Source organism: Ruegeria sp. SAZD013, from assembly GCF_059612525.1.
The window spans coordinates 82,287-106,709 of sequence record NZ_JBXWQT010000029.1 but is presented as its reverse complement, the minus strand read 5'-3'; the positions used below and the strand labels follow the sequence as shown (position 1 = coordinate 106,709).

Annotated in this window: 21 protein-coding genes; 7 read left to right on the top strand and 14 right to left on the bottom strand. The window is 57.8% G+C overall.

All coding sequences use genetic code 11. The annotated features are described in order from the left end of the window. Positions 1-98 precede the first annotated feature (98 nt). Positions 99-2,225 (bottom strand): methylmalonyl-CoA mutase, encoded by a 2,127-nt coding sequence (gene scpA / locus AC2FLU_RS15390; protein WP_480554051.1) that lies wholly within the window; start codon positions 2,223-2,225, stop codon positions 99-101. A gap of 168 nt (positions 2,226-2,393) precedes the next feature. Between scpA and AC2FLU_RS15385 the strand changes: the two genes are divergently transcribed. Further along, a complete protein-coding gene (locus tag AC2FLU_RS15385; protein ID WP_480475841.1) occupies positions 2,394-2,840 on the top strand; it encodes a DUF4174 domain-containing protein in 447 nt (148 codons plus the stop codon). A gap of 76 nt (positions 2,841-2,916) precedes the next feature. Here AC2FLU_RS15385 and AC2FLU_RS15380 read toward each other — a convergent pair whose 3' ends face one another. Further along, positions 2,917-4,962 carry an ATP-binding protein gene (locus AC2FLU_RS15380; RefSeq protein ID WP_480516220.1) on the bottom strand — a complete coding sequence of 682 codons (2,046 nt, stop codon included), beginning with the start codon at positions 4,960-4,962 and terminating at the stop codon, positions 2,917-2,919. Between the two features lie 116 nt (positions 4,963-5,078). Then, positions 5,079-5,282: a hypothetical protein gene (locus AC2FLU_RS15375; RefSeq protein ID WP_480475837.1), complete on the bottom strand. Its 204-nt coding sequence runs from the start codon at positions 5,280-5,282 to the stop codon at positions 5,079-5,081. Positions 5,283-5,932: 650 nt separating this feature from the next. On the opposite strand from AC2FLU_RS15375, the gene AC2FLU_RS15370 reads away from it, so the two are divergent. Next, the gene (locus tag AC2FLU_RS15370) at positions 5,933-7,084 is read left to right on the top strand and encodes a DcaP family trimeric outer membrane transporter (RefSeq protein ID WP_480493766.1); all 1,152 of its coding nucleotides are present in this window, start codon (positions 5,933-5,935) and stop codon (positions 7,082-7,084) included. 86 nt (positions 7,085-7,170) lie between these two features. Here the strand turns inward: AC2FLU_RS15370 and AC2FLU_RS15365 are convergent, their stop codons facing one another. From AC2FLU_RS15365 to AC2FLU_RS15355, 3 genes are all read right to left on the bottom strand, one after another. Further along, a complete protein-coding gene (locus AC2FLU_RS15365; RefSeq protein ID WP_480475833.1) occupies positions 7,171-7,524 on the bottom strand; it encodes a hypothetical protein in 354 nt (117 codons plus the stop codon). Between the two features lie 133 nt (positions 7,525-7,657). Next, positions 7,658-8,143 carry a DUF6497 family protein gene (locus tag AC2FLU_RS15360; RefSeq protein ID WP_480554048.1) on the bottom strand — a complete coding sequence of 162 codons (486 nt, stop codon included), beginning with the start codon at positions 8,141-8,143 and terminating at the stop codon, positions 7,658-7,660. A gap of 113 nt (positions 8,144-8,256) precedes the next feature. Continuing rightward, on the bottom strand, positions 8,257-9,789 hold the full coding sequence (locus AC2FLU_RS15355; protein ID WP_480554047.1) for an acyl-CoA carboxylase subunit beta: 1,533 nt from the start codon (positions 9,787-9,789) through the stop codon (positions 8,257-8,259). Positions 9,790-9,972: 183 nt separating this feature from the next. Between AC2FLU_RS15355 and AC2FLU_RS15350 the strand changes: the two genes are divergently transcribed. Both AC2FLU_RS15350 and AC2FLU_RS15345 read left to right on the top strand, forming a co-directional pair. Then, a complete protein-coding gene (locus AC2FLU_RS15350; RefSeq protein ID WP_480516214.1) occupies positions 9,973-11,178 on the top strand; it encodes a multidrug effflux MFS transporter in 1,206 nt (401 codons plus the stop codon). Between the two features lie 63 nt (positions 11,179-11,241). Next, positions 11,242-12,642 (top strand): helix-turn-helix domain-containing protein, encoded by a 1,401-nt coding sequence (locus AC2FLU_RS15345; RefSeq protein WP_480554045.1) that lies wholly within the window; start codon positions 11,242-11,244, stop codon positions 12,640-12,642. A 73-nt stretch (positions 12,643-12,715) separates the two neighbouring features. On the opposite strand, the gene AC2FLU_RS15340 is transcribed toward AC2FLU_RS15345, so the two are convergent. The 6 genes from AC2FLU_RS15340 to AC2FLU_RS15315 form a co-directional block, all read right to left on the bottom strand. Next, positions 12,716-12,955 (bottom strand): HP1242/YdcH family protein, encoded by a 240-nt coding sequence (locus AC2FLU_RS15340; RefSeq protein WP_480475823.1) that lies wholly within the window; start codon positions 12,953-12,955, stop codon positions 12,716-12,718. A gap of 255 nt (positions 12,956-13,210) precedes the next feature. Further along, complete coding sequence (betA, locus tag AC2FLU_RS15335) at positions 13,211-14,869, bottom strand: choline dehydrogenase (protein ID WP_480554044.1); 1,659 nt, start codon at positions 14,867-14,869, stop codon at positions 13,211-13,213. Between the two features lie 66 nt (positions 14,870-14,935). Then, positions 14,936-16,444 (bottom strand): choline-sulfatase, encoded by a 1,509-nt coding sequence (gene betC / locus AC2FLU_RS15330; RefSeq protein ID WP_480516210.1) that lies wholly within the window; start codon positions 16,442-16,444, stop codon positions 14,936-14,938. Then, the gene (betI, locus tag AC2FLU_RS15325; RefSeq protein WP_480554043.1) at positions 16,441-17,013 is read right to left on the bottom strand and encodes a choline-binding transcriptional repressor BetI; all 573 of its coding nucleotides are present in this window, start codon (positions 17,011-17,013) and stop codon (positions 16,441-16,443) included. Before betI ends, betC begins: the two co-directional genes overlap by 4 nt. A gap of 83 nt (positions 17,014-17,096) precedes the next feature. Then, positions 17,097-18,005, bottom strand: coding sequence for a DMT family transporter (locus AC2FLU_RS15320; RefSeq protein ID WP_480516206.1), 909 nt, complete (start codon positions 18,003-18,005; stop codon positions 17,097-17,099). 40 nt (positions 18,006-18,045) lie between these two features. Continuing rightward, positions 18,046-18,645: a LysE/ArgO family amino acid transporter gene (locus tag AC2FLU_RS15315; RefSeq protein ID WP_480554041.1), complete on the bottom strand. Its 600-nt coding sequence runs from the start codon at positions 18,643-18,645 to the stop codon at positions 18,046-18,048. Positions 18,646-18,732: 87 nt separating this feature from the next. On the opposite strand from AC2FLU_RS15315, the gene AC2FLU_RS15310 reads away from it, so the two are divergent. Further along, positions 18,733-19,626, top strand: coding sequence for a LysR family transcriptional regulator ArgP (locus AC2FLU_RS15310; protein WP_480624566.1), 894 nt, complete (start codon positions 18,733-18,735; stop codon positions 19,624-19,626). A gap of 27 nt (positions 19,627-19,653) precedes the next feature. Then, complete coding sequence (locus AC2FLU_RS15305; RefSeq protein ID WP_480475809.1) at positions 19,654-20,343, top strand: nitroreductase family protein; 690 nt, start codon at positions 19,654-19,656, stop codon at positions 20,341-20,343. Between the two features lie 25 nt (positions 20,344-20,368). Here the strand turns inward: AC2FLU_RS15305 and AC2FLU_RS15300 are convergent, their stop codons facing one another. Together AC2FLU_RS15300 and AC2FLU_RS15295 are read right to left on the bottom strand one after the other, a co-directional pair. Further along, a complete protein-coding gene (locus tag AC2FLU_RS15300) occupies positions 20,369-21,649 on the bottom strand; it encodes an MFS transporter (RefSeq protein ID WP_496809112.1) in 1,281 nt (426 codons plus the stop codon). A gap of 147 nt (positions 21,650-21,796) precedes the next feature. Then, positions 21,797-22,537, bottom strand: coding sequence for a YebC/PmpR family DNA-binding transcriptional regulator (locus tag AC2FLU_RS15295; protein WP_480475805.1), 741 nt, complete (start codon positions 22,535-22,537; stop codon positions 21,797-21,799). Positions 22,538-22,647: 110 nt separating this feature from the next. Between AC2FLU_RS15295 and AC2FLU_RS15290 the strand changes: the two genes are divergently transcribed. After that, the gene (locus AC2FLU_RS15290) at positions 22,648-24,420 is read left to right on the top strand and encodes an SLC13 family permease (RefSeq protein ID WP_496809111.1); all 1,773 of its coding nucleotides are present in this window, start codon (positions 22,648-22,650) and stop codon (positions 24,418-24,420) included. The last annotated feature ends 3 nt before the right edge of the window (positions 24,421-24,423 follow it).

Genomic DNA, 24,423 nt, shown 5'->3' with positions numbered 1-24,423 from the left:
CCTCCTGCGAAAAACGACCGGCCCCGAAGGGATCCGGTCGCATGTTTTCGCCATTGGCGCGGGATCACAAGAGCTTTCGTTGAAAGTCTTGCCTTGGGTCAGGGCCGTGCTTGGCGGATCAGGCGCAGAATGTCCTGAGCGGCCTCGGGAATGTTGGTGCCCGGACCAAAGATGGCTTTAACCCCGTGGTCATATAGGAACTGGTAATCCTGCTGCGGGATCACCCCGCCACAGATCACGATGATATCGTCGGCCCCTGCTTTCTTCAGCTCTTCCACCAGCTGCGGTGCCAGTGTTTTATGCCCCGCCGCCTGCGAGGAAATGCCGACCACATGCACGTCATTGTCCACCGCGTCCTGCGCGGCCTCGGCAGGTGTCTGGAACAGCGGGCCAACGTCCACATCAAAACCGATATCAGCAAAGGCCGTGGCGATAACCTTGGCACCGCGATCATGCCCGTCCTGCCCCATCTTGACCACCAGCAGACGGGGGCGGCGACCCTCGGCCTCGGCAAAGTCCTCGATGGATTTCTGGATCGCGGCAAAGCCTTCGTCGCCCTCATAAGCAGCGCCATAGACACCGGCCAGGGTTTTCACCTCGGCGCGGTGGCGGCCGAATTCTTTCTCCATTGCCATGCTGATCTCTCCTACGGATGCACGGGCGCGGGCGGCTTCGACCGCAGCGGCCAGCAGGTTTCCGCCCTCTTGGGCGGTCTTGGTCAGGGCGTCCAGCGCGGCTTGGCACGCGGCTTCATCACGGGTCGCGCGAATGCGTTCCAGCCGCGCCACCTGCGCCTCGCGAACGGCGACGTTGTCGACATCCAGAATGTCGATCGGGTCTTCCTGTTCCTTGCGGTATTTGTTGACGCCGACGATCACTTCGTCGCCCCGGTCAATCATGGCCTGACGGCGGGCTGCGCTTTCCTCGATGCGCAGCTTGGGCATACCCGAGGCAACGGCCTTGGTCATGCCACCCATTTCCTCGACCTCTTGCATCAGGGCCCAGGCTTTTTCGACCAGTTCATTGGTCAGGCTTTCGACATAGTAAGAACCGGCCAGCGGATCGACCACATCAGTCACACCGGTTTCTTCCTGAAGTACAAGCTGCGTGTTTCGCGCGATGCGGGCCGAGAAATCGGTGGGCAGCGCAATTGCCTCGTCCAGAGCATTTGTATGAAGCGACTGGGTGCCACCCAGAACTGCACTCATCGCTTCATAGGCGGTACGGATGACGTTGTTGTAAGGGTCTTGTTCCTGAAGCGAAACGCCGGAAGTTTGGCAATGGGTGCGTAGCATCTTTGAACGTTCGGACTTTGCCCCAAACTCGGTCATTACCCGGTGCCAGAGCGTGCGTGCGGCGCGCAGTTTGGCGATCTCCATGAAGAAATTCATGCCGATGGCGAAGAAGAACGACAAACGGCCCGCGAACTTGTCCACGTCCATTCCGGCCTCAGTCGCGGCACGGACGTATTCGCGCCCATCGGCCAGCGTATAGGCCAGTTCCTGAACAAGGTTCGCCCCGGCCTCTTGCATGTGATAGCCCGAGATCGAGATCGAGTTGAACTTGGGCATCTCATTCGACGTGTATTCGATGATGTCCGAGATGATCTTCATCGACGGTTCAGGCGGGTAGATATAGGTGTTGCGCACCATGAATTCTTTCAGAATGTCGTTCTGAATGGTGCCGGAAAGGACAGACTTGTCGTGACCCTGTTCTTCACCCGCAACGATGAAACTTGCCAGGATCGGAACAACCGCGCCATTCATGGTCATCGAGACCGAGACCTTGTCCAGCGGGATGCCGTCAAACAGGATCTTCATATCCTCGACACTGTCGATCGCAACGCCTGCCTTACCGACATCGCCAACAACGCGCGGGTGATCACTGTCATAGCCGCGATGTGTCGCCAGATCGAAGGCAACCGAAACGCCTTGCTGGCCTGCTGCCAAGTTGCGTCGGTAAAACGCGTTCGACTCCTCGGCGGTTGAGAAACCCGCATATTGGCGGATCGTCCACGGACGCCCGGCATACATCGTGGCCTTGACACCACGGGTAAACGGTCCAAATCCCGGCAAAGACCCCATATGAGGCAGATCGGCGGTGTCTTCCTGGGTGTAAAGCGGTTTGACCGCGATACCTTCCAGCGTTTCCTTGGTCAGGTCGTCCAACGGACGTCCGCGCAGCTCTTTCTCGGCAAGCGCTTTCCAGTCCTTCGTGTCGGTCATTTCGATTTCCTCTCGTCAATACGGATGGCGGTCGCTGAAAGCGTCCGCGCCAAAGTCCTGCACTTGGCCTGTTCATTCAGGTGCAAGCGCGAAAATGTGGTCACCCGGCGCAAATCGCCGGTCGCAATCGCGGGCACAGGGGCTATATTCGAAAGAACAGGAGGCCACATGACACGCACGCTTGCCTTTGTTTTCTCGGCACTAATCCCTCTGGCTGCCCTAGCGGCAGACGGAACCGCGCCGTCTGATGACAGTTTTGTCCGCCCGGTGGGTGAAAGTGAACTCAGCGAGTTCTTGTGGGTCAAACGCCCCATCGTGGTTTTTGCTGACACGCCTGCCGATCCGCGGTTCCAGCAGCAGATCGATATGCTTGTCGCAGAAGAAGCAGCCATGCGCGACCGCGATGTCATCGTGCTAACAGACACGGACCCGTCTGCCCGGTCCCCGATCCGGACCAAACTGCGGCCGCGTGGTTTCCAGATGGTGTTCGTCGACAAGGACGGTGTGGTCAAATTGCGCAAACCCAGCCCGTGGAGCGTGCGTGAGATTGGCAGATCTATCGACAAGACCCCCCTGCGCGAACGCGAGATTCGCGACCGGCGCGAAGGGGGCTGAATGCTTTCGCCACACCTAATGGCCCCGGCGCGATGCGCCGGGAACGTTGGAATGTATATCGAAAGCGCCAACATGGTCACTCGAACTCGATGATCACGTCGTCCACAGCAAGGCTGTCACCGGGGCCTGCATTGACTTTGGCCACCACGCCCCTCTTTTCGGCACGCAGGATGTTTTCCATCTTCATCGCCTCAATCGTGCAAAGCGCCTGACCTTCCTGCACTTCCTGCCCCACTTCGACATCGACCTTCACGACTAGGCCCGGCATTGGGCAGAGCAGCAACTTCGAGGTATCAGGCGGCAGTTTTTCCGGCATCAGTTTGGCCAGTTCCGCCTGCCGTGGGCGGCGCACATGCACTTTCATGTCAGCGCCCCGGTTGCGAACACGGAACCCGCCCGAGACCTTGCCGATTTTCAGAACCAGCGGGCTGCCATCCACGTCCAGAACCGCCAGCTGATCGCCCGGCGTCCAGTCCGAGGCGACACGCAGGGACGGTCCGTCCTCAAACTTGACCGTTGACCCCTCTTTGTCGGCGTTGACCTGCACGGCGAACTCCTGACCCTGCAATGTCACAACCCAGCGCTTGCCTACTTTGCGTTCGTGATTGTCCATCCGCCCCGACACGCGAGTGCGCCGGATTTCGGCGACGCGGTGCATGGCCGCGCAGGAAGCAGCAATCCGGCGCAGATCAGCTTCGGGCAGCGTGACGCCCTCGAACCCGTCTGGGTATTCTTCAGCGATAAAGGCCGTTGTCATGTCACCGCTGACAAACTTTGGGTGATCCATCACTGCCGACAGGAACGGCAGGTTGTGACCGATGCCTTCCACTTCGAAACTGTCCAGCGCCACGCGCATCGCCTCGATAGCTTTTTCGCGGGACGGCGCCCAGGTGCAGAGTTTGGCGATCATCGGGTCGTAATACATGCTGATCTCGCCGCCTTCGTAGACGCCGGTATCGTTGCGCACGGCGGTTTCGCCTTCTGGTGCTTCACCCTGCCATTTGCCGTTGACCAGCAACGGACCAGCCGCGGTTTCCTGCGGCGGGCGATACCGGGTCAGACGACCGATCGACGGCAGGAAGTTGCGATACGGGTCTTCCGCATACAGACGGTTTTCAATCGCCCAGCCGGTCAGGGTCACGTCATCCTGCGTTATCGAAAGCTTTTCACCCGCTGCGACACGGATCATCTGCTCGACCAGATCGACGCCGGTGATCAGTTCCGTAACAGGGTGTTCCACCTGCAGGCGCGTGTTCATTTCGAGGAAGTAGAAGTTCTTGTCTCCGTCCACGATGAACTCGACCGTACCTGCACTTGCGTAGTTCACGGCCTTGGCCAGAGCGACAGCCTGTTCACCCATCGCCTTGCGGGTTTCGGGATCAAGGAAGGGTGACGGCGCCTCTTCCACCACTTTCTGATTCCGGCGCTGGATCGAGCATTCACGCTCACCCAGGTAAATGCCATTTCCGTGACTGTCGCACAGAACCTGAATTTCGATATGGCGCGGCTGAGTTACGAATTTTTCGATGAAGATCCGGTCATCTCCGAACGAGTTTGCGGCTTCGTTCTTGGACGACTGAAAGCCTTCGCGTGCCTCTTCATCGCTCCACGCGATGCGCATGCCCTTACCACCGCCACCGGCGCTGGCCTTGATCATGACCGGATAACCGATTTCGTTCGAGATCTTGACCGCCTCGTCCGCGTCCTCGATCAGCCCCATGTAACCCGGAACCGTCGAAACTCCGGCCTCCTGTGCGATCTTCTTCGAAGTGATCTTGTCGCCCATGCTTTCGATTGCACCAACAGGGGGACCGACAAAGGCGACACCTTCGGCCTCGAGCGCCTCGGCGAACTTCGAATTTTCCGACAGGAAGCCATAGCCGGGATGAACCGCCTGCGCGCCGCTTTTGCGGATGGCATCCATGACCTTGTCGATCACAATGTAGGACTGGTTCGCCGGGGGCGGACCGATATGCACGGCTTGGTCGGCCATCGACACATGCAACGCGTTCTTGTCCGCGTCCGAATAAATGGCAACGGTGCCGATACCCATCTTGCGGGCGGTCTTGATGACCCGGCAGGCGATCTCGCCCCGATTGGCGATCAGGATCTTATTGAACATGAAACGTCCTTTGGCTTGGTGTTCCGGAAACGCAAAACGCCGCCGCAGGGAACGATCCCCACGACGGCGTGATGCGCGATGATGGCTGAGGCGCCAGGCGCCCCGAAAGATTTGCGTTAGTTACAGGTGTTCTGCGTCTTGCAGTACAGCACGTTGCCCGCTGCGCCGACAGCCGCGCCAAACAGCGGGTCGGCATTGAGGACCGCGGCCCCCACAGCCCCGGCACCGCCGCCGAGGATTGCCTGTTCGCCCGTGGTGTCACCGCACGCGGCCAGACCAGCACAGGTCGCCGCAACAAGGATGAGTTTCGAGAATCGCATTGTGTCTGCCCTTTTAGGTTTCTTGGTTCGTTTAGGGCCAGATGCGCGAAATGCGGCTTGTTATTCAATATCAATGGGGTTGCAGGCAGGTTTTGTGCGGGATTTCGCCACTTTTTGGCTGCGCGGCCCACAAAGAAAAACGCGGACAGGTCTATGTGGGGAACACAAGCCTGCCCGCGCAAGGAAGGGGTACGGAATAGTAGGTGCATGTGCGGCGCAGGCAAAGTAGAGCCGCACGGCCCATTCAGATTGCACGGCACAATCCGTTGGGCAAACACAGTATTGTTTCCCAAGGGCAACTCGGCTGGTTTCTGCCCAAGCCGCAACATGGCGCGCAACTTCGTGCCGACAGCATTCATGGGAATTACCAGCGCGATAGACCCGTTCACCGTCACAGTTTCGTGACGAAAGGGGCCGCTTCCGATGTTTTCTGCGACTGCAACATCACGAATCGCCGCTACTGCACAGGCGAAGGAATTCCCTCGCAGCAGTGCGTTAGATGACAGGTTCAAGACGCCGTGATTCAAGAAGCCGAAAAAGGCACATTTTCTTGAGAAATCAGACGGTTCTATTCTCTTTCTCGTGATTTCCAAAGATTTCTGCTGCGTGAAACGGTCCTTGGGCACACTCGCACTCAAAGGAACACCCACATGACTATGACTAGAAAAAAGGCACTCCTGCTCGCTGCCTCTGCGCTCAGTGTGACTGGCACGTTTGCTTTCGCTCAGGACGCCCAGACCCAGGCTGAACTCGACGCTTTGCGCGCACGGATCGAGGCGCTGGAAGCCGGCAAAAGCAGCCCCGCCAACGGAGATTTCCGCATCGGCAACACCGTTCTGGACATTTACGGATACGTGAAGGCCGATTTCTTTTATGACTTCGACTACGATCAGGGGGATACAGCGTTCGTGAATGTTATCGGCGAACCCTCGGCCGCGACCGACGGCACCTTCGGGGCAACCGTTCGCCAATCTCGGATCGGACTGCGTACCACCACCCCAAGCGGGATCGGTGACATTGGCGGACAGCTTGAGCTTGACCTGTTCGGTTCCGGTGGCACGGCTGAATTGCGCATACGCCATGCCAACATCACCATTGGCGACCAGTTCCTGATCGGTCAGTATTGGACAAACTTCCAACCATTGGACACCTACCCGACCACCGTCGAATTCAACGGCCCGGTGGGTATCGCATTCGCCCGTGTCCCGCAGTTGAGATACACTGGGCAGCTTGGCAGCAATGCACAGTTTGCGGTCTCGATCGAAGAGAACGTGAGCGGGTCGAATTCCGATGATCCCGTCCTGACGGCCTCGGCGGAGTATAACGACGGCACATATATTGCCCGTGGAGCCGTTTTGTACGGCAAAGCCAATTCCGGCAATGTCGAAGTGGATCAGACGGGCTTTACGTTGTCGGGCGGCATTCGCCCCTGGCAAGGTGGATTGTTCCAGGTCAACTACGTCACTGGTGAGGCGCTTGGGCCATACCTGATCGGTCTCGGCGATGCCATTGTCGGAGGACAGGCCAACGATGTGGATGGCTATACCGTGGAATTCAGGCAGGACCTCAGCCCGAAGTTGAACGTTGGCATTTCCTATGGTCGCGAGAGTTATGATCTGCCGACCTCGACCGGCACCCTGTCCTTCACCGAGCTGGAAACGATCCATGTCAACGCGTTCTACAAGGCGACAGACAGTCTGACGCTCAGCGCCGAGTATATCTATGGCGAGCGGAACGACGCGCCCACCGGCAGAACCTTTGATGGCAGCCGTGTTCAGCTTGCGGCGCAGTTGAACTTCTGAGACCACACACAAATCCTGCCCGGTTTCGGGCAGGATCTTCCCGAAACCGGCAGTGATTGGCTTATGTACGGCTGCGAATATCACAATCAGTCCATCCCGTCGATGATGTCCGGGAAGGATGCGCGCGCAGCGTCTACGTCGATGACAAGCAAGGCATCATAGCTGGCCGGATCAAAGGGGTCTTCTGCCGGAATGACTTCGCGCCCGAACAGCCAGCTCAAACGCCCGGCATCCAGATTGCCCCGTTCGAACGGCTGGTCACCGAAATGGGTCCAAAGGGCTTCCATGAACGCAATATCAGCGCGCTTGTCCGCAGGTTTACGATCCCGAAACCGCTCCCGCCGCGTTAACGGTGTAACGCCCTTTGGGTTGGCGCGACGAATGGTGAACTGAAAGTCTGTGCCTGAAAGGCGACCGGGAAAACCACGATGCTTCAGCATGAAAGGCCCCCTTGTGTCATACTTGCAGACAAAAGCAATTCGAGCCCGAAAAGGGATGGGGTCATGATGCGCACCTCCAAAGCCGCACAGTTGGTCTGAGATGCTTTGTACTCATGGATTCCTGCGTTCATGGTCAAAGCCCCTCCCAGATACACTGGGACTGCTCCAGCCGGTAGGCCTCAAAAAACTGGGTCGCATCAGGGGCGGCATCACCAAACTCAACCGGGCGATCGGACAAAGAGATCACGACCCGCGCCGGCTGCAATTCATGCTGCGCGACATATGGAACGGCCAGAATCTGGCACAGGTGCTCCATATCCTTCGACGCCACATCATACCCGATCCGCCCCACTGACGCGCCTATTCTGGGCGCGATGAAGCGAAAGCGCAGCCAAAGCTCGCCAGGATTGTTGTCCAGCAGGACATCGCTCAGTTGCACTGGCTGGCCCGACGGCACCGGCAGCAACGTATCGGTGTCCGCAAAAGCTGGATGGCTGAAGGTGAGAGCAATCAGACAAATGGCGCGGCCCCGGACCCACCAGCGGCGAGCTCCTCCTTCCGGGGTCGCGCGCGCAGTACGATTGGTCTGCGCGGTTCTATGTCTGACGGGTCGGATCATTCTACTATTTGCCGGTTTTTGTCAATTCCGCCTCAATTTGAGGGAGTATTAGCCTCGGAGCCGCTGTGACGGTCAAAGATTGAGCGGGGCAGATCACCCCGCCCCCAGAAGGATCACAGCGGGATATTGTCGTGCTTTTTCCACGGGTTTTTCAGTTGTTTGCCGCGCAAGCTGGCAAATGCCCGGGACACACGTCGGCGGGTCGAATGCGGCATGATCACCTCATCGATGAAGCCGCGCTCGGCTGCCACGAAGGGATTTGCAAATCGGTCTTCGTAATCCTTAGTGCGAGACGCAATCTTGTCCGCATTGTCCAGATCGGCGCGATGAATGATCTCGGTCGCCCCTTTGGCCCCCATGACCGCGATTTCGGCGGTGGGCCAGGCATAGTTGAAATCACCGCGCAAATGCTTGGAGGCCATAACGTCATAAGCACCGCCATAAGCCTTTCGGGTAATCACCGTAACCTTCGGAACGGTCGCCTCACCATAAGCAAAGAGCAACTTGGCCCCATGCTTAATGACACCGCCATATTCCTGGCTTGTTCCCGGAAGGAAGCCAGGAACGTCGACCAGTGTCAGGATCGGGATTTCGAAACAGTCACAGAAGCGTACAAAGCGCGCAGCCTTACGTGACGAGTCGATATCCAGACACCCGGCCAGCACCATCGGCTGATTTGCGACGACGCCAACGGTCTGACCTTCCAACCGGATGAACCCGGTAATGATGTTCTTGGCAAAATCTTCCTGAATTTCATAGAAATCGCCTTCATCCGCTACTTTGGCGATGAGTTCCTTCATGTCGTAGGGGGTGTTCGGATTCTCTGGGATAAGAGTGTCCAGCGAAGCCTCGATCCGGCCGGGTTCGTCAAAGAACGGGCGCACGGGCGGCTTTTCGCGGTTGTTGAGGGGCAGGAAGTCCACCAGGCGCCGCACCTCGGCCAAAGCTTCGACGTCGTTTTCGAACGCGCCATCAGCGACCGAGGATTTCTTGGTATGGGTCGAAGCCCCGCCCAGTTCCTCGGCAGTCACCACTTCGTTAGTTACGGTCTTCACCACATCCGGGCCAGTCACGAACATGTAAGAGGTGTCTTTGACCATGAAGATAAAGTCGGTCATCGCCGGGCTATACACTGCACCACCGGCACAGGGGCCCATGATTACACTGATCTGCGGCACCACGCCCGAAGCCATAATGTTGCGCTGGAACACTTCGGCATAACCTGCCAGCGAAGCCACACCTTCCTGAATGCGCGCGCCGCCCGAATCGTTGATGCCAATCACTGGCGCACCGTTCTGCACCGCCATGTCCATAATCTTGCAGATCTTCTGAGCATGGGTTTCTGACAGCGATCCGCCAAAGACGGTAAAATCCTGGCTGAATACATAAACCATGCGCCCGTTGATCGTGCCCCAGCCGGTGACGACACCGTCACCCGCAGGCTTTTGTTTTTCCATCCCGAAATCGGTGCAGCGGTGGCTGACGAACATGTCAAACTCTTCAAAGCTGCCCTCGTCCAGCAGCAGTTCGATCCGTTCACGCGCGGTCAGCTTGCCGCGTGCGTGCTGGGCATCGATCCGTTTCTGCCCACCCCCCAGACGTGCGTTATCACGACGGGCTTCCAATTCGGAAAGAATGTCTTTCATGACGACTATCCCCTTATTAATTTGCCGGGACCCTACCTGCTTGGGCCGCTCATCCAAAGCTATTTTCGGCAAATTTGCAAAATTTCAGCAACAGTAATTTGGATAACTGCAAAACTGCGAATTTTCACGAGTAATTCTGCGAATGACTGGCAATCCGAAAATCCACGGCTATACATGTGAACCATGCAGTTCAGCTCTGACGCGGTCCACCGGACACCACCCACATTGGCGACGCTTGTTTTACTCTCGGGCCTGTCCGCCCTGAGCATGAACCTGTTTCTGCCCAGCCTGCCAAACATGGCCGAGTATTTCGAAACCGATTACAAGGTCATGCAGCTGTCGATTGCGCTTTATCTGCTGATCAATGCCATTCTGCAAATTCTCATAGGTCCAATAGCGGATCAGGCAGGTAGACGACCGGTTTTGCTTTGGGGCCTAGGCCTGTTCCTGATGGCAACCCTGGGATGCATCTTTGCCCCCAATGCTACGGTTTTTCTGGCGTTCAGGATGTGTCAGGCGGTTGTGGTCGTCGGTATGGTTCTCAGCCGCGCTGCGGTGCGGGATATGTACGATCAGGATCAAGCTGCTTCGATGATCGGTTATGTGACGATGGGCATGGCCGTGGTTCCAATGATTGGCCCTGCCATCGGCGGCTTGCTGGAAGTGAGTTTTGGTTGGAAAGCGAATTTCTGGCTGCCCTTTGCCGTAGGTCTGCTGACTTTGGCACTGACCTATTCGGACTTTGGGGAAACATCAGCAAAAAGCGGTAAAACGCTTGTCCAGCAATTCAAGGAATACCCCGAACTTCTAACCTCGCCACGGTTCTGGGGGTACTCACTGGCTTGCGCCTTCTCTTCGGGTTCGTTTTTCGCCTACCTCGGCGGCGCACCGTTCATTGGCACAGAACTGTTCGGCTTGAGCGCGGCACAGGTTGGCATTTATTTTGGCGCACCTGCGGTTGGGTATTTTGTAGGTAACTTTATGAGTGGGCGGTTTTCAGTACGGTTCGGCGTGAACCGCATGGTGCTGTGGGGAAGCCTGTTCAATGCGTTTGGCGTCGCTGTATCGGCATTGCTGTTTTTAGCGGACCGCGGAACCGCACTTAGTTTCTTTGGGTTCATGACATTTGTGGGCGTCGGCAATGGCATGGTCATCCCCAACGCAACCTCGGGCGCGCTATCAGTGCGCCCTCACCTGGCTGCAACCGCCTCGGGCCTGAGTGGCGCCATCATGTTAGGCGGCGGCGCCGGGCTGAGCGCGCTGGCAGGTGCCTTGCTGACGCGTGAAACCGGCGCAATGCCGCTGCTTTGGCTGATGCTGGCAACAGCCGTTCTGGCGATCGTCGCAATTTCAACTGTCGTACGAAGAGAACGGCAATTGGGGCTGTAACCGCTTGCTCCAATTATTTTGCAAAGTTATCCTCGGCAATTGGAAAACTTGCAAAGGCACCCTATGGCCACCCAAAAGCTATATGCGGGCGCGAAACTGCGCGAAATGCGTACGCGCCTGACTCTGACGCAGCGCGAATTTGCCGCCAAACTGGGCGTTTCACTGCCCTACCTGAACCAGATGGAGAACAACAACCGGCCGATCTCGACCACGGTTGTGCTGGCTCTGGCGCAGGAATTCGGAATGGATGTTACCGAACTCAGCACCGGCGACAGCGAACGTCTTGTTTCAGACATGCGCGAGGCGCTGGCCGATCCTGTTTTTTCGGACATTCAGCCCCCACTGGCCGATCTGCGCCTGACAGCTTCCAACGCCCCGGCTCTGGCGCGGGCGTTTATCGAATTGCATAAAACCTATCGGCAGACACATGAACGCCTAGCCTCGCTGGACGAGGCTTTGGGACGCGAAGATGCGCGCATTCAGGCCAGCCCGTGGGAAGAAGTGCGCGATTTCTTCCACTACTGCGACAACTACATCGACGCCGTGGACAGGGCTGCGGAACTGTTTGCCAACCGCGCCGACGGCCCCGGCGGTATCCGGCAAGCCGCCCTGAGCAGCCTTTCAGAGCGTGGAATTCAGGTGGTTTTTTCAGATACGGGCCCCTTGCGCGTTTATGATGTCGACAGCAAAATTTTGCGCCTGTCCTCCCGTGCTGCGCCGCAGACGCAAGTGTTCCAACTTCTGTTGCAGGTTGCGCTGATCAGTCAGGACCAGTTGCTGGAGGCGACGCTGGATTTCGCCAAATTCCAAAGCGACGAAGCCCGCGCCATCGCCAAGATCGGACTTGCCAACTATTTCGCTGGTGCCTCTCTGATGCCTTATACCGCGTTTTTGACCGCCGCTCAGGAAGAGCGTCACGATCTGGAGCTGCTCAGCAACCGTTTCGGGGCGTCGGTCGAGCAGGTTGCACATCGGCTGTCGACACTACAGCGTCCTGGCGCCAAGGGTATCCCGTTCTTCTTCGTCCGGGTTGATCAGGCCGGTACGATCACCAAGCGGCACTCGGCCACACGCCTGCAATTTGCGCGCTTTGGTGGGGCCTGCCCGCTTTGGAACGTGCATCGGGCCTTTGAAACGCCCGGGCATTTCCTGCGGCAACTGGCGGAAACGCCTGATGGTGTTCGCTATATTTCGCTGGCGCGGGATGTCTCAAAATCTGGGGGCTCGTTTGGCGCACCGGTCAGACGATACGCCATAGCGCTGGGATGCGAGGTCCGTCATGCCCCGGCTCTTGTTTATGCTGATAACCTCGACATCAACAATGCCAGCGCCTACGAGCCTATCGGTATTTCCTGCCGCATCTGCGAGCGGCAAACCTGCCACCAGCGTTCGGTCCCGCCGCTGGAACGCCGTCTGAGCATCGACACCCATATTCGCGGCACCCTGCCCTATGAAGTGACTTGATCTTAGTCTGATTTATTATCCCACCGGTGTAGCGTCTCTGGTCACGACGGGGGCAGAGCCCCCGTCACTTTGTTTAAGCCTTGGACAGGATCGCCCAAATCTCATCCTTCAGCGCCGCGCGCTTTTTGCGCAGGTCAACCTCAGCCAGTTCTTCCATGGGCTCGACATTGGTTTCGGCGCGGTGAACTTCGCGGTTGACCTCATGATATTCATCGGCCAGCCGCGCAAAATGCGCATCCGTTTGCTTGAGCTGGCTCATCAGTTCAACTTTGTCCGGAAACTCTTCGGCCAGTTCATGCGGGGTGTGAGACATTTCTGTTCGCTCCTTCATATGTCGTTGCAAATCAGTGATAGAAGCGTGACCGGGCTTTCGCTTTGACCGGGATCAACTACCCGCAATAATCCCGCGAGTTTCAATACAACACCACGCGCCATCCTGCCGTGCAGAGGGCAAGTTGTTCTGAAACGTGGCTCAGGCTTATCTGGACAAGAACACTGAACTTTTTGCTAATATACCCCCGGCAAGCGCCGAAAATTTACGCATTCAACCGGGGGCAGTTCAGAAGGATTAACGCTGCGCGGTTGCCCAGCCCGGGTGAATCCACGGGCGGTCATTGGCCTTGGGCAACGGGTCTTTGCCCAGCAGGGAATCCGATACTTTCTCGCCCACCATGATCGAGGGCGCGTTGAGATTGCCGTTGGTGATCTGCGGGAAAATCGAACTGTCCGCGACGCGCAGCCCGTCCACACCGATGACGCGACCCTCGGGATCGACCACCGCACCTTTGTCATCCGCACGCCCCATCCGGCAGGTGCCGCAGGGGTGATAGGCGCTTTCGGCATGTTCCGCGATAAAGGCGTTCAGCTCTTCATCCGTTTGCACAGAGGCACCTGGTTGAATTTCCTTACCGGCGTAAGGTTTGAACGCATCCTGCCCAAAGATTTCACGGGTCAGTCGGATACAGGTGCGGAAATCCTCCCAATCCTCTTCGTGGCTCATGTAGTTGAACTTTATCACCGGTGCGTCTTCAGCCCTGTCCGACCGCAGCGTGACTGCACCCCGCGAGGGCGAGCGCATCGGGCCGACATGCGCCTGGAATCCGTGCCCTTCAGCCGCAGCCTGCCCATCATAGCGGACCGCAATTGGCAGGAAGTGATACTGGATGTCAGGGTATTCCACCCCCGGTTTCGACCGGATAAAGGCTGCGCTCTCGAATTGGTTCGACGCCCCCAGCCCCTTTTTTGTAAACAGCCACTGCGCCCCGATCAGGCCCTTGCTGAACAGGTTCCAGTGTTTGTAAAGCGTAATGGGTTGCAGCGAGGCCTGCTGAATATACAGCTCCAGATGGTCCTGAAGGTTCGCACCCACCCCCGGACGATCTGCAACAACGTCGATCCCATGTTCTGCCAGATGCGCGCCCGGTCCGATACCGGACAGCATCAGCAGCTTGGGCGAGTTGATCGAGGACGCAGCCAGAATGACCTCGCGCCGGGCCTTGATGATCTCTTTCTTGCCGCCACGGATCAATTCCACGCCAGTGGCGCGACCGTTTTCCATGACAACCCGAGACGCAAGTCCCCGCACGATATCGCAATTGTCGCGTTTTAGCGCTGGCTTCAGATATGCATTCGCCGCTGACCAGCGCCGCCCTTTCCAGACGGTCTGCTCCATCGGGCCAAAGCCTTCCTGCTTTTCGCCGTTATAGTCGCCGGTGACCTCGTATCCCGCCTGCTGACCCGCATCGACAAAGGCCTGAAACAGTGGGTTCGCACGTGGGCCGCGCGATACGTGCAACGGGCCGTTGGTTCCGCGCCAGGCCGGATCGCCGCCATGACCACCGTCATGCCATGTCTCCATGCGTTTGTAATAGGGCAGCACATCCGCATAGGACCAGCCGTCGGCCCCCATCTCGGCCCAAGTGTCGAAATCGCGTGCGTGACCGCGTACATAAACCATGCCGTTGATCGACGATGAACCGCCGATCACCTTGCCGCGCGGGCAGGCCAGACGGCGGTTGTTCAGATGCGGTTCGGGCTCGGACTGATATCCCCAGTCATAGCGCGACATGTTCATCGGATAGCTGAGCGCGGCGGGCATCTGGATAAACGGCCCCAAGTCGGTACCACCGTGCTCGATCACCAGAACCGAGGCCCCACCTTCGCTCAGACGATATGCCATTGCGCAGCCTGCGGACCCTGCGCCAACGATGACAAAATCTGCTTCCATATTCACAACTCCCCGCCCGCCGGGAAAAACGCCTCCGGCGGGAGTATTTTCAAAAAGACGAAGAGATTACTCGCCGCGTGGGAACCGGGCGTTTTCCTCGACGATGTTCAGATCCATATGATTGCGCATGTAGCGTTCGGACGCTTTTTGCAACGGCTGATAATCCCATGGGTAATATCCGCCCTGCCGCAGTGCCTCGTACACGACCCAGCGTCGCGCCTGACTGGCGCGGACATCCGCGTCGAAGCGCTCCAAATCCCAGCGGGCCTCGGACTTTGCCCGCAGGGTTTGCAGCGTGCCCGCATGTTCGGGACTGTCTGCCAGATTGGTCAGCTCATGCGGGTCTGCCTCAAGATCAAACAGTTGATCCGGGTCCAGCGCGCATCGATTGTATTTCCACTTGCCATAGCGCAGCGACACCAGCGGCGCGTAAGATGCCTCAGCCGCGTATTCCATGGCCACAGGCGCGGTTCGCGTGCCACCTTGCGCCAATGGCACCAGGTTTTCGCCGTCCGTCCATGGTGCGATTTCGTCCATGTCAACGCCTGCCAGAGCCCCGAGCGTGGGTGTCACGTCGATGGTGGAAACCGGCGTATCGATCCGCCCCGCAGGCAAATCCGGGGACGATATCATCAAAGGTACGCGCGCCGAGCCTTCGTAGAAGTTCATTTTGAACCAGAGGCCACGTTCACCCAGCATGTCACCGTGATCCGAGACGAACAGGATGATCGCCTCTTGCCGTGTCGTTTCCAGCACTTCGAGGATTTCACCGATCTTGTCATCGAGATATGTGATGTTGGCGAAATAGGCACGGCGGGACTTGCGAATGTCTTCCTCGGTGATGTCGAAGCTGCGCCAGTCATTGGCATCGAAGATCCGCTTGGCGTGAGAATCCTGGTTTTCATAGCCGATATCAGCGATTTCGGGCAGCAGGTGCGCGCAATCTTCATAGAGGTCCCAGTATTTGCGACGGGCGACATAGGGATCATGCGGATGGGTGAAGCTGACCGTCACGCACCATGGGCGGTCATCCTTGCCGCGCGCAAGGTCATAGAGTTTGGCCTTTGCGTTATAGGCGACCTCGTCATCATACTCCATCTGGTTGGAAATCTCGGCAACACCCGCGCCGGTCACCGATCCCATGTTGTGATACCACCAGTCGATCCGCTCGCCCGGTTTGCGGTAATCCGGTGTCCAGCCAAAATCGGCCGGGTAGATATCAGTTGTCAGGCGATCCTCAAACCCGTGCATCTGGTCCGGGCCGACAAAGTGCATTTTGCCTGACAGACAGGTGTAATACCCGGCCCTGCGCAAATGGTGTGCGTAAGTTGGGATATCGCTGCGGAACTCAGCCGCGTTGTCGTAGACGCCGGTGCGTGAGGGCAATTGACCGGACATGAAGCTGGCCCGCCCCGGCGCACAAAGCGGCGACGCAGTATAAGCGTTGGCAAAACGGGTCGACCGTTCCGCCAGTTTCTTCAGGTTCGGAGCGTGAAGCCAGTCAGCGGGACCGTCGGGAAAGAGGGTTCCGTTCAGCTGATCCACCATCAGGATCAGAATGTTTGGTTTTGTCATTTTTCAGCCTCGAGCAGAGTATCGAGCACGCGCATTGCGTGGTTCACGGCCAGTTGCGGTTCTTCCGGGGCGCTGAGCGCTGCGCGAATATAGAGCCCATCAATCAAAGCAATCATGTTTTCAGCAGCTTCGACCGGATCCTGCATCCTGGGGCGCAGGGCATGGATCAAATTCGACCTGATGCGCGCCTGATAGATCTGCCACAAACGCAGCGCGTCATTGTTGGTCTGCGCCAACACATAAAAGGTCATCCAGGCGGCAGTCACGTCAGGTGTGAAACACGAAGGGGCAAAACAGGCGTGGATAATCGCCTCTGCCCGGTTGCCCGGTTTGGCCGCTTTCAACTGGGCCCTGGCTTCGTCGCTGAAGTCGGCGAGGATCTGACGCATTGCGGCCAGAAATATCTGATCCTTTCCGCCAAAATAATGGTGTGCCAATGCGCTGGACATGCCTGCGCGTTTGGCAATCTGGCTGACGGTTACATCCAGGGATTTCTTGACACCCAGTTCAGCAATCGTCGCTCGAACAATCGCGTCCTTGCGGATCGGCTCCATTCCAACTTTTGGCATCGCTTTCCCCATACAGGTGTCATGCGACCAAGCTAGGATGTTTTTATTGACTCGTCAATCAATGTAAGCGCAGAGATGTCACTTCATAGCTTCGGCGCAATACTGGGAGGCGTCAAGTCCCGACGGTTCAACATGAACTCGCGCCATGAGATGAAGCTTACAGCGCCCAGTATCAGGGTTCCGCCAGCCACAACCCAAAGGTCAACGCTTTCGTGGAAGATCGCAGCACCCACAAGCGTGGCCCAGATCAACTGCAGGAATGTGACGGGTTGTGTGACGGCCACAGGCGCGGCCTGCAACGCCAATGTCATGAAATAATGCCCTGCGGTCGCAAAGCTGGCCACCAGAAACAGAACCCCGAGTTCTTGCATACTGGGCCGGGTCCAGACGGCAACCGCAAAGGGGATCAAGGCGATGGTTACCCAGATGGACAGGTGCGCCACGACAACCGAAGGCGGCACGTCGCGGACAAGAAGCTTGGCCAGTAAATAGGACCCGCTTAGCATCAGGGCCGTTCCGAGCATGGCAAGGTGACCTTGTGAGACCTCGCGAAACCCGGGGCGCAGGATGACCAGCACGCCCACCAAGGCGACCAGAATGGCGGCGACCCTGCGAAAAGCCAGCTTCTCGCCCAGAAACAGGGCTGCGCCCAAGGTGACATAAACCGGCGTCATGTAGTTCATGGCAGTGACTTCGGCCAAGGGAATTTGTGTCATGGCGAAGAACCAGAGCATGACAGCAATCGCGTGTACGACACCGCGTAAACCGAACAATGTCAGCAGGCGGGGTGTCAGCCGGGTCGCCATGATCGACCGCAAGGCCGGTAACAGAAACACCAATCCCAGCGCATAACGCAGAAATGCGGCCTGGATCGGGTTCATCGTCGTGCCCAGAGATTTGACCAAAGCGGTCATCACAACAAAGGACAGCCCGGCGGTAAACATCCAGAACATACCGGCAAGCGGGCGCGACGAAACGGCTAACGATGTCATGGCTTAGGTTGAACACCGAAACCCTGTCGGGAACAACCCTTCACATGACAACAAGTTTCAGTGCGATACCCAGCATTACGACCCCGATCACTGCGTCCAGCACCTGCCAGGCGCGCTGGCGCGCAAACACCGGAGACAAAACACCAGCGCCGTATCCAAGTGAAAAGAAGAAGACAAAGCTGGAAGTGACTGCCCCAATGGCAAATCCGACCCGGTTATCATACTGTGCCGAGATAGAGCCGATCAGAACCACTGTGTCCAGATAGACATGCGGGTTCAGCCAGGTGAAGGCGAGAGCGGTAAGCATCGCGGTTTTGAGGCTGGTTCGCGGACCGTTGCCCGCTTCCATCACCGCGCCACCCCGCAGGGCAGACCCGAAGCTGCGCAGCCCATACCACGTCAGAAAAGCGGCCCCGCCATATCGCATTACAAGTTCAAACCAGGGAGCTGAATGGGTCAGGGTCCCTAACCCCGTGACACCTGCAACGATCAAAACCGCGTCGGACATTGAGCAGGTCAGGCACAGAAGGAACACATGTTCACGCCGCAGCCCCTGTCGCAGAATAAAGGCGTTCTGTGCCCCGATGGCGAGAATCAGACTGAAACCCAGCGCGAAACCGGCGATTATGGACGTGGGCATGGGATCTCCTACTACTGCAAGACGTTGACTAAGGCCGTCGGTGCGATCTATCAAATTAAAGATGTTATCCCAAGTTAAGCCTGGCTAATGCTGCTTGATCCTCTTCACCTGTCCGCTTTGTCTGCCATTCTGCGCCATGGCAGCTTTGATGCGGCTGCGGCAGAGCTGGCGGTGACACCCTCGGCGATATCCCAGCGGATCAGGGCGCTTGAGGATCGGATTGGAGCCACCCTGATACATCGGGGCACTCCTTGCACCGGAACGCCCGCCGGGCTGCGCATTGCCCGTTACGCGGAAGATGTCGGACTGCTTGAGGCACAGCTGGTTCGAGAACTGACGCTGGAGCAGGAACCAAGGTCCGCCCACGTCCGCATTGCCGTACCGGCAGACAGTCTGGCCACCTGGTTTGTTGATGCGATGGCGCAGGTGCCTGACATGCTTTTCGATCTGGTGATCGACGATCAGGATCATTCCGCAGACTGGCTGCGGCGGGGCGAGGTGAGCGCCGCCGTCACCGTTGGTGGTCAGACAGTGACCGGGTGCGACGCGATCCCATTGGGCGTGTTGCAGTATCTGCCAACAGCCAGCCCGGATTTCATTAACACCTGGTTTCGGGACGAAGTGACCGAGGCAGAGCTGGGCAAGGCACCCTGCCTGGTTTTCAACCAAAAGGACGGGCTGCAAAGGGCCTGGATTGTTCAACACACTGGCAAACGTCTGTCACCCCCGTCTCATTTCCTGCCTTCTTCACAAGGATTTGTGGACGCGGCGATTGCCGGGCTTGGGTGGGGTATGAACCCTGCGGCTCTGGTGCAGGAGGCTTTGAAACAAGGGCTGTTGCGCCCCATCGTACCTGATGCGCCGTTGGATGTCGCGCTGAGCTGGCAGGTTGGGCGTGTTCTCGCGCCCGCACTCAAACCACTGACCCAGGCTGTCAAAAAAGCTTCAGAACGGATTTTGCTTCCGCCTCAAAGCGACTAAACAAACACGACATTTTCGGAGGAACCGATGTTCTCACGTGACGCTCTTAGCTATGACCCCATTCCCCTGCCGGACCGATGCGACATCAGCGATACAGACATGCTGGGCGCGGCGCAGGCATTTTACGAAAAGATGCGTCAGCGTCATACTGTACGGGATTTCAGCCCCCGCCCCGTTGCCCGTGAGGTAATCGAAACCAGCCTGAGCACCGCGGGTACCGCGCCGTCTGGCGCCAATCACCAACCCTGGCATTTTGCAGCCATCTCGGACCCTGCCCTGAAACACCGCATCCGGGAAGAAGCCGAAGAAGAAGAACGCCGGTTCTACGCAGGTGGCGCCGGGGATGAATGGATCAAGGCACTGGAGCCCATCGGCACCAACGCGGTCAAAGAACATCTGACAATCGCCCCCTGGCTGATCGTGGTTTTTGCCCAGCGCTGGGGGCAATTCGAGGATGGAACGCGGTACAAGAACTACTACGTCCCGGAAAGTGTGAACATTGCCACCGGCTTTCTGATTGCCGCGCTGCATCACGCGGGCCTCAGCACCCTGACCCACACCCCAAACCCGATGCGGTTTCTGAACGACGCGCTGGACCGGCCCGCGTCGGAAAAACCAACCATGATTATCGCGGTGGGACACCCGTCAGAAGGAGCGACTGTGCCTGCTGTGGCAAAACTCAAGAAACCCCTGGAAGAGATTTCATCCTTCTTCTGAGGCTTTCGCGACGCTCGCCAAAAACTCAATTCGAGGGCTGTTCCGCCTTTTTCCGTTCTGGTTGCATCATGCGGTAGCAGTTTATACAGGACACCAGACTGGCGACGACGATGAAAGCGACGGCCATCGCGACCTCGTGCATGTGGGCGACAGCGGCAAGGCCCGCAGACAACAACACCGCGGTTAAACGCGCGAACGCCTTGACCGCTGCCGATCCTCGCACCCGCTGCTCTTTGGGTGCCACATCCAGAAAATAGAGCTTACGCGCACTGCTGGTCCCGGTCACAGCAACGGTGACAACGAACAGTGCAATTGCATGCAAGTGAACCTGATGGTCGATGCCCAAATAGTGGAAAACCAATAGAACACTGCCTGTTGCGGCGACCATCAATGTCCCGACCACCATGACCGCACGATGGGATTTCATGTTGATGATTTGCCACAGAGGGCCCGATACTAGATATCCCGAGGCAGAAGAAACGATCATCGCGGTCAAACCCTGTGTCGAGCTGTGATGCGCTTCGGCTGCGATGAGCGCGAAGAACGGAACGGATAGCGACACTGCGACCAAGGGCAGACGCATGATCATATAGCGCCGGAACCACTGGTATTCGAACATGCCCAGAACACCCTTGATATTCGCCTTAATCGAAATGCCCCTTTCGGACTCCTGCGGTGTCGTCGGCGCGACCTCACGCGCGGTTTCTGTTATCGCCAGCATGAACAGACCAGACAGCAGGAAGAATAAAACCGAAACGCCAATCATGACTGAATGGCGCGAAAAGGGTGGATTATCCTTGGTGATCTGATGCACCAGCAACGCAAGGCCAATGGCACATAGCCCCCCTGCACCAAGCTGTAGATATTGCATGATCATGCGCGAACGCGCCTGAACATGGTCCCCTAGCAGATCCGTAAGCATCAAGGTCTGCACTTCGCTGACAAGCCCGATCACAAGAAATACAGACAGGAAAACCACTGCGATCAATGGGACAGCCCCGGTCGCGGCCGCAGCTATTGCCAGAACCAGACAGGCGCCAATGACCGCTTCGGTCAACGCAATTGCATGTTTCTTCCGGCTTCTTGCTGCAACGGGTTGCGCCAGAAAGAAGTCGGCAATCAAGCAACCGACCATCCGCACCGACACCAGTGCCCCTGCTACAAACATCGGCAACTCGAAGGAAACGGCTAAAAACGGCAAAACAACCGACGGGCTGCCGAGCGTCCAAGCGACCTGAGACAGGATACTTTGCCCGGCCAGGACGGGCACGTTGCGCTTGGTCTGATCGGAAGTTTCGGATGTCATTCGTACTGTGTCTTCGTGTTTTCTGTATTTCCCGTACTTTCAGCCTAAGCGCATCGAACGTTTCAGCCAATAATTCAATAAGACCATCAAAAATCAAAAAAACCCGGCCGTTGCGACCGGGTTTCAATGAGTTGGTATTGGGTCAGCTTAAAGCTGCGCCATGACCTCGTCGGTGGCTTCGAAATTGGTCGTGACACGCTGCACGTCGTCATCGTCTTCCAAAGCATCTACCAGCTTCATCAGCTTTTGCATGTCTTCCAGGCCCAGTTCCGTCGTTGTGGTCGGTTTCCAGACCAGCTTGGTGGATTCTGATTCTCCAAGCGCGGTTTCCAATGCAGAGGAGACATCGTTCAGATCGGTATCGGCGCACCAGATGATGTGACCGTCATCCGAGCTTTCGACGTCTTCCGCGCCCGCTTCGATGGCCGCCTCGAAAATGGAATCTGCATCCCCTGCGGTCACCGGGTAAACAACCTCGCCTTTGCGTTCGAACATGAAACCGACCGAACCGGTCTCGCCCAGGTTGCCGCCATTCTTCGAAAAGGTCGAACGCACGGTCGATGCGGTCCGGTTGCGATTGTCGGTCATGGTTTCGACAATGACCGCAACACCATTGGGCCCATAGCCCTCGTAGCGGATTTCTTCGTAATCGTCACCTTCACCCGCTTGCGATTTCTTGATCGCGCGGTCGATCACGTCCTTGGGGACCGAGTTCGACTTGGCTTCTTTCACCGCCAGACGCAGGCGCGGGTTCTTGTCGGGATCGGGGTCGCCCATCTTGGCGGCGACAGTGATCTCTTTCGACAGTTTGGAAAACAGTTTGGACCGCGCGGCGTCCTGACGCCCCTTGCGGTGCTGGATGTTGGCCCATTTGGAGTGGCCTGCCATAGTGCGTCCTCGTCATCATGTTTGCGTGTTCGGCGCTCATATAGACGTTTGCGGGGGGCAGGATCAAGAGAGCGGCTTGCGACGACCTCACCGCCTTGTATGGTGACGGCATGACGACAGATCAGATCATTCTTTTCGCGCTTTTCATCACTGTCTTCGGAATGCTGCTTTGGGGTCGGTTTCGATACGACCTTGTGGCTTTTGCCGCGCTTATGATCGGTGTCGTGCTGGGTGTTGTGCCGGTCGATGATGCCTTTGCGGGCTTTGGCCACCCAGCGACCATTATCGTCGCGCTGGTGCTTGTAATCTCTGCCGGTTTGGTCAGGTCAGGTGCGGTATTTCTGATCACCCGAACTCTGGTTGATGCGTCACGGGGGCTGGGCGCGCATATCGCCCTGATGGGCGGGATCAGTGCGATTCTGTCGGCCTTCATGAACAATGTCGCGGCGCTTGCCCTGCTGATGCCCGTGGATATTCAGACCGCGCGAAAAGCAGGTCGGCCCCCGGGCCTTTCCCTAATGCCGCTAAGCTTTGCCACCATTCTGGGGGGCATGGTCACCCTGATCGGCACCCCGCCGAATATCATCATCGCCTCGATCCGGCAGGAAACGCTGGGCGAGCCGTTTCGTATGTTCGACTTCGCCCCTGTTGGTGGAATAGCAGCGATCGCCGGTCTGGCGTTTGTCGCGCTGATCGGATGGCGATTGATACCCAATCGCGGCGTGCAACAAGAAACATCCGAGGTTCTGGCCGAATACATTGCCGAACTGACGATCCCGCCGGGCTCTGCCCATATCGGCAAACGGGTCAGCGAACTTTATGAAACGGCCGAAAAATCCGACGTGGCTATCATCGGCCTGATCCGGGATGGGAAACGGCGATATGGCCGGTCAACCCATGCCACACTGAACGATGGCGACGCGCTGGTACTGGAAGCGCGCCCCGAAGCGCTGGACGAATTCCGTTCTGCGCTGAAACTGGATTTCTCGGACACGCGACGGCAGGAGCTGCTGACGGCTGAAGGCGACGGGTTGGAAGTGATCGAAGTGGTTGTTCCGGAAAGTGCGCGCATAGCCGGCCGTACAGCGCAGGGTATCGGGTTGGCTTGGCGCCAGAGCACCGTCCTGATGGGCATCTCACGTCAGGGTCGTCAGATCACCGAACAGGTTCGCAAGACCGAGGTTGAACCGGGCGATATCTTGCTGCTGCTTTGCCCCCGTGATCGCAGCGCCGATGTGACCGACTGGCTGGGGTGTCTGCCTTTGGCCGAACGCGGGTTGAACGTGACGGCAAATGACAAGGCCTTGTTGGCCATCGGTCTATTTGCAGTTGCCGTCTTCGCGGCCAGTGTTGGGTTGATTTACCTTCCCGTCGCATTGGGTCTTGTCGTCATAGCCTTTGTGCTGACCAAGGTCATGCCAATCACAGAAATTTATAACCATATCGAATGGCCCGTGGTTGTGCTGCTGGGCTCGATGATCCCACTGGGCAGCGCTTTGGAAACATCCGGCGGCACCGAGTTGATTGCCAATGCGCTGATTCAGCTGACCAATGGTCTGCCCGCATGGGCGATCCTGACCGTACTGATGGTCGTGACGATGACCTTGTCGGATGTTCTGAACAACACCGCCACCGCCATCGTCGCGGCCCCGGTGGGCATCCAGATGGCCCAAACGCTCGGGGTGTCGCCCGACCCGTTCCTGATGACCGTGGCCGTTGCGGCCTCGGCTGCGTTCCTGACGCCTATCGGTCACAAGAACAACACGCTGGTTCTGGGCCCCGGCGGCTATCATTTTGGCGATTACTGGCGCATGGGCCTGCCGCTGGAGGCTCTGATCATCGTGGTTTCCGTCCCCGCCATCCTTGTCTTCTGGCCATTGTGACGG

Excerpts from the sequence above, each read along its gene's own strand:
- AC2FLU_RS15320 (WP_480516206.1), bottom strand. The coding sequence starts at position 18,005 with ATGACATCGTTAGCCGTTTCGTCGCGCCCGCTTGCCGGTATGTTCTGG.
- AC2FLU_RS15295 (WP_480475805.1), bottom strand. The coding sequence starts at position 22,537 with ATGGCAGGCCACTCCAAATGGGCCAACATCCAGCACCGCAAGGGGCGT.
- AC2FLU_RS15300 (WP_496809112.1), bottom strand. The coding sequence starts at position 21,649 with ATGACATCCGAAACTTCCGATCAGACCAAGCGCAACGTGCCCGTCCTG.
- scpA (WP_480554051.1), bottom strand. The coding sequence starts at position 2,225 with ATGACCGACACGAAGGACTGGAAAGCGCTTGCCGAGAAAGAGCTGCGC.
- AC2FLU_RS15350 (WP_480516214.1), top strand. The coding sequence starts at position 9,973 with ATGCAGTTCAGCTCTGACGCGGTCCACCGGACACCACCCACATTGGCG.
- AC2FLU_RS15385 (WP_480475841.1), top strand. The coding sequence starts at position 2,394 with ATGACACGCACGCTTGCCTTTGTTTTCTCGGCACTAATCCCTCTGGCT.
- AC2FLU_RS15375 (WP_480475837.1), bottom strand. The coding sequence starts at position 5,282 with ATGCGATTCTCGAAACTCATCCTTGTTGCGGCGACCTGTGCTGGTCTG.
- AC2FLU_RS15340 (WP_480475823.1), bottom strand. The coding sequence starts at position 12,955 with ATGTCTCACACCCCGCATGAACTGGCCGAAGAGTTTCCGGACAAAGTT.
- AC2FLU_RS15355 (WP_480554047.1), bottom strand. The coding sequence starts at position 9,789 with ATGAAAGACATTCTTTCCGAATTGGAAGCCCGTCGTGATAACGCACGT.
- AC2FLU_RS15345 (WP_480554045.1), top strand. The coding sequence starts at position 11,242 with ATGGCCACCCAAAAGCTATATGCGGGCGCGAAACTGCGCGAAATGCGT.
- AC2FLU_RS15290 (WP_496809111.1), top strand. The coding sequence starts at position 22,648 with ATGACGACAGATCAGATCATTCTTTTCGCGCTTTTCATCACTGTCTTC.
- AC2FLU_RS15370 (WP_480493766.1), top strand. The coding sequence starts at position 5,933 with ATGACTATGACTAGAAAAAAGGCACTCCTGCTCGCTGCCTCTGCGCTC.
- betC (WP_480516210.1), bottom strand. The coding sequence starts at position 16,444 with ATGACAAAACCAAACATTCTGATCCTGATGGTGGATCAGCTGAACGGA.
- AC2FLU_RS15365 (WP_480475833.1), bottom strand. The coding sequence starts at position 7,524 with ATGCTGAAGCATCGTGGTTTTCCCGGTCGCCTTTCAGGCACAGACTTT.
- AC2FLU_RS15310 (WP_480624566.1), top strand. The coding sequence starts at position 18,733 with ATGCTGCTTGATCCTCTTCACCTGTCCGCTTTGTCTGCCATTCTGCGC.
- AC2FLU_RS15360 (WP_480554048.1), bottom strand. The coding sequence starts at position 8,143 with ATGATCCGACCCGTCAGACATAGAACCGCGCAGACCAATCGTACTGCG.
- betA (WP_480554044.1), bottom strand. The coding sequence starts at position 14,869 with ATGGAAGCAGATTTTGTCATCGTTGGCGCAGGGTCCGCAGGCTGCGCA.
- AC2FLU_RS15380 (WP_480516220.1), bottom strand. The coding sequence starts at position 4,962 with ATGTTCAATAAGATCCTGATCGCCAATCGGGGCGAGATCGCCTGCCGG.
- AC2FLU_RS15315 (WP_480554041.1), bottom strand. The coding sequence starts at position 18,645 with ATGCCCACGTCCATAATCGCCGGTTTCGCGCTGGGTTTCAGTCTGATT.
- betI (WP_480554043.1), bottom strand. The coding sequence starts at position 17,013 with ATGCCAAAAGTTGGAATGGAGCCGATCCGCAAGGACGCGATTGTTCGA.
- AC2FLU_RS15305 (WP_480475809.1), top strand. The coding sequence starts at position 19,654 with ATGTTCTCACGTGACGCTCTTAGCTATGACCCCATTCCCCTGCCGGAC.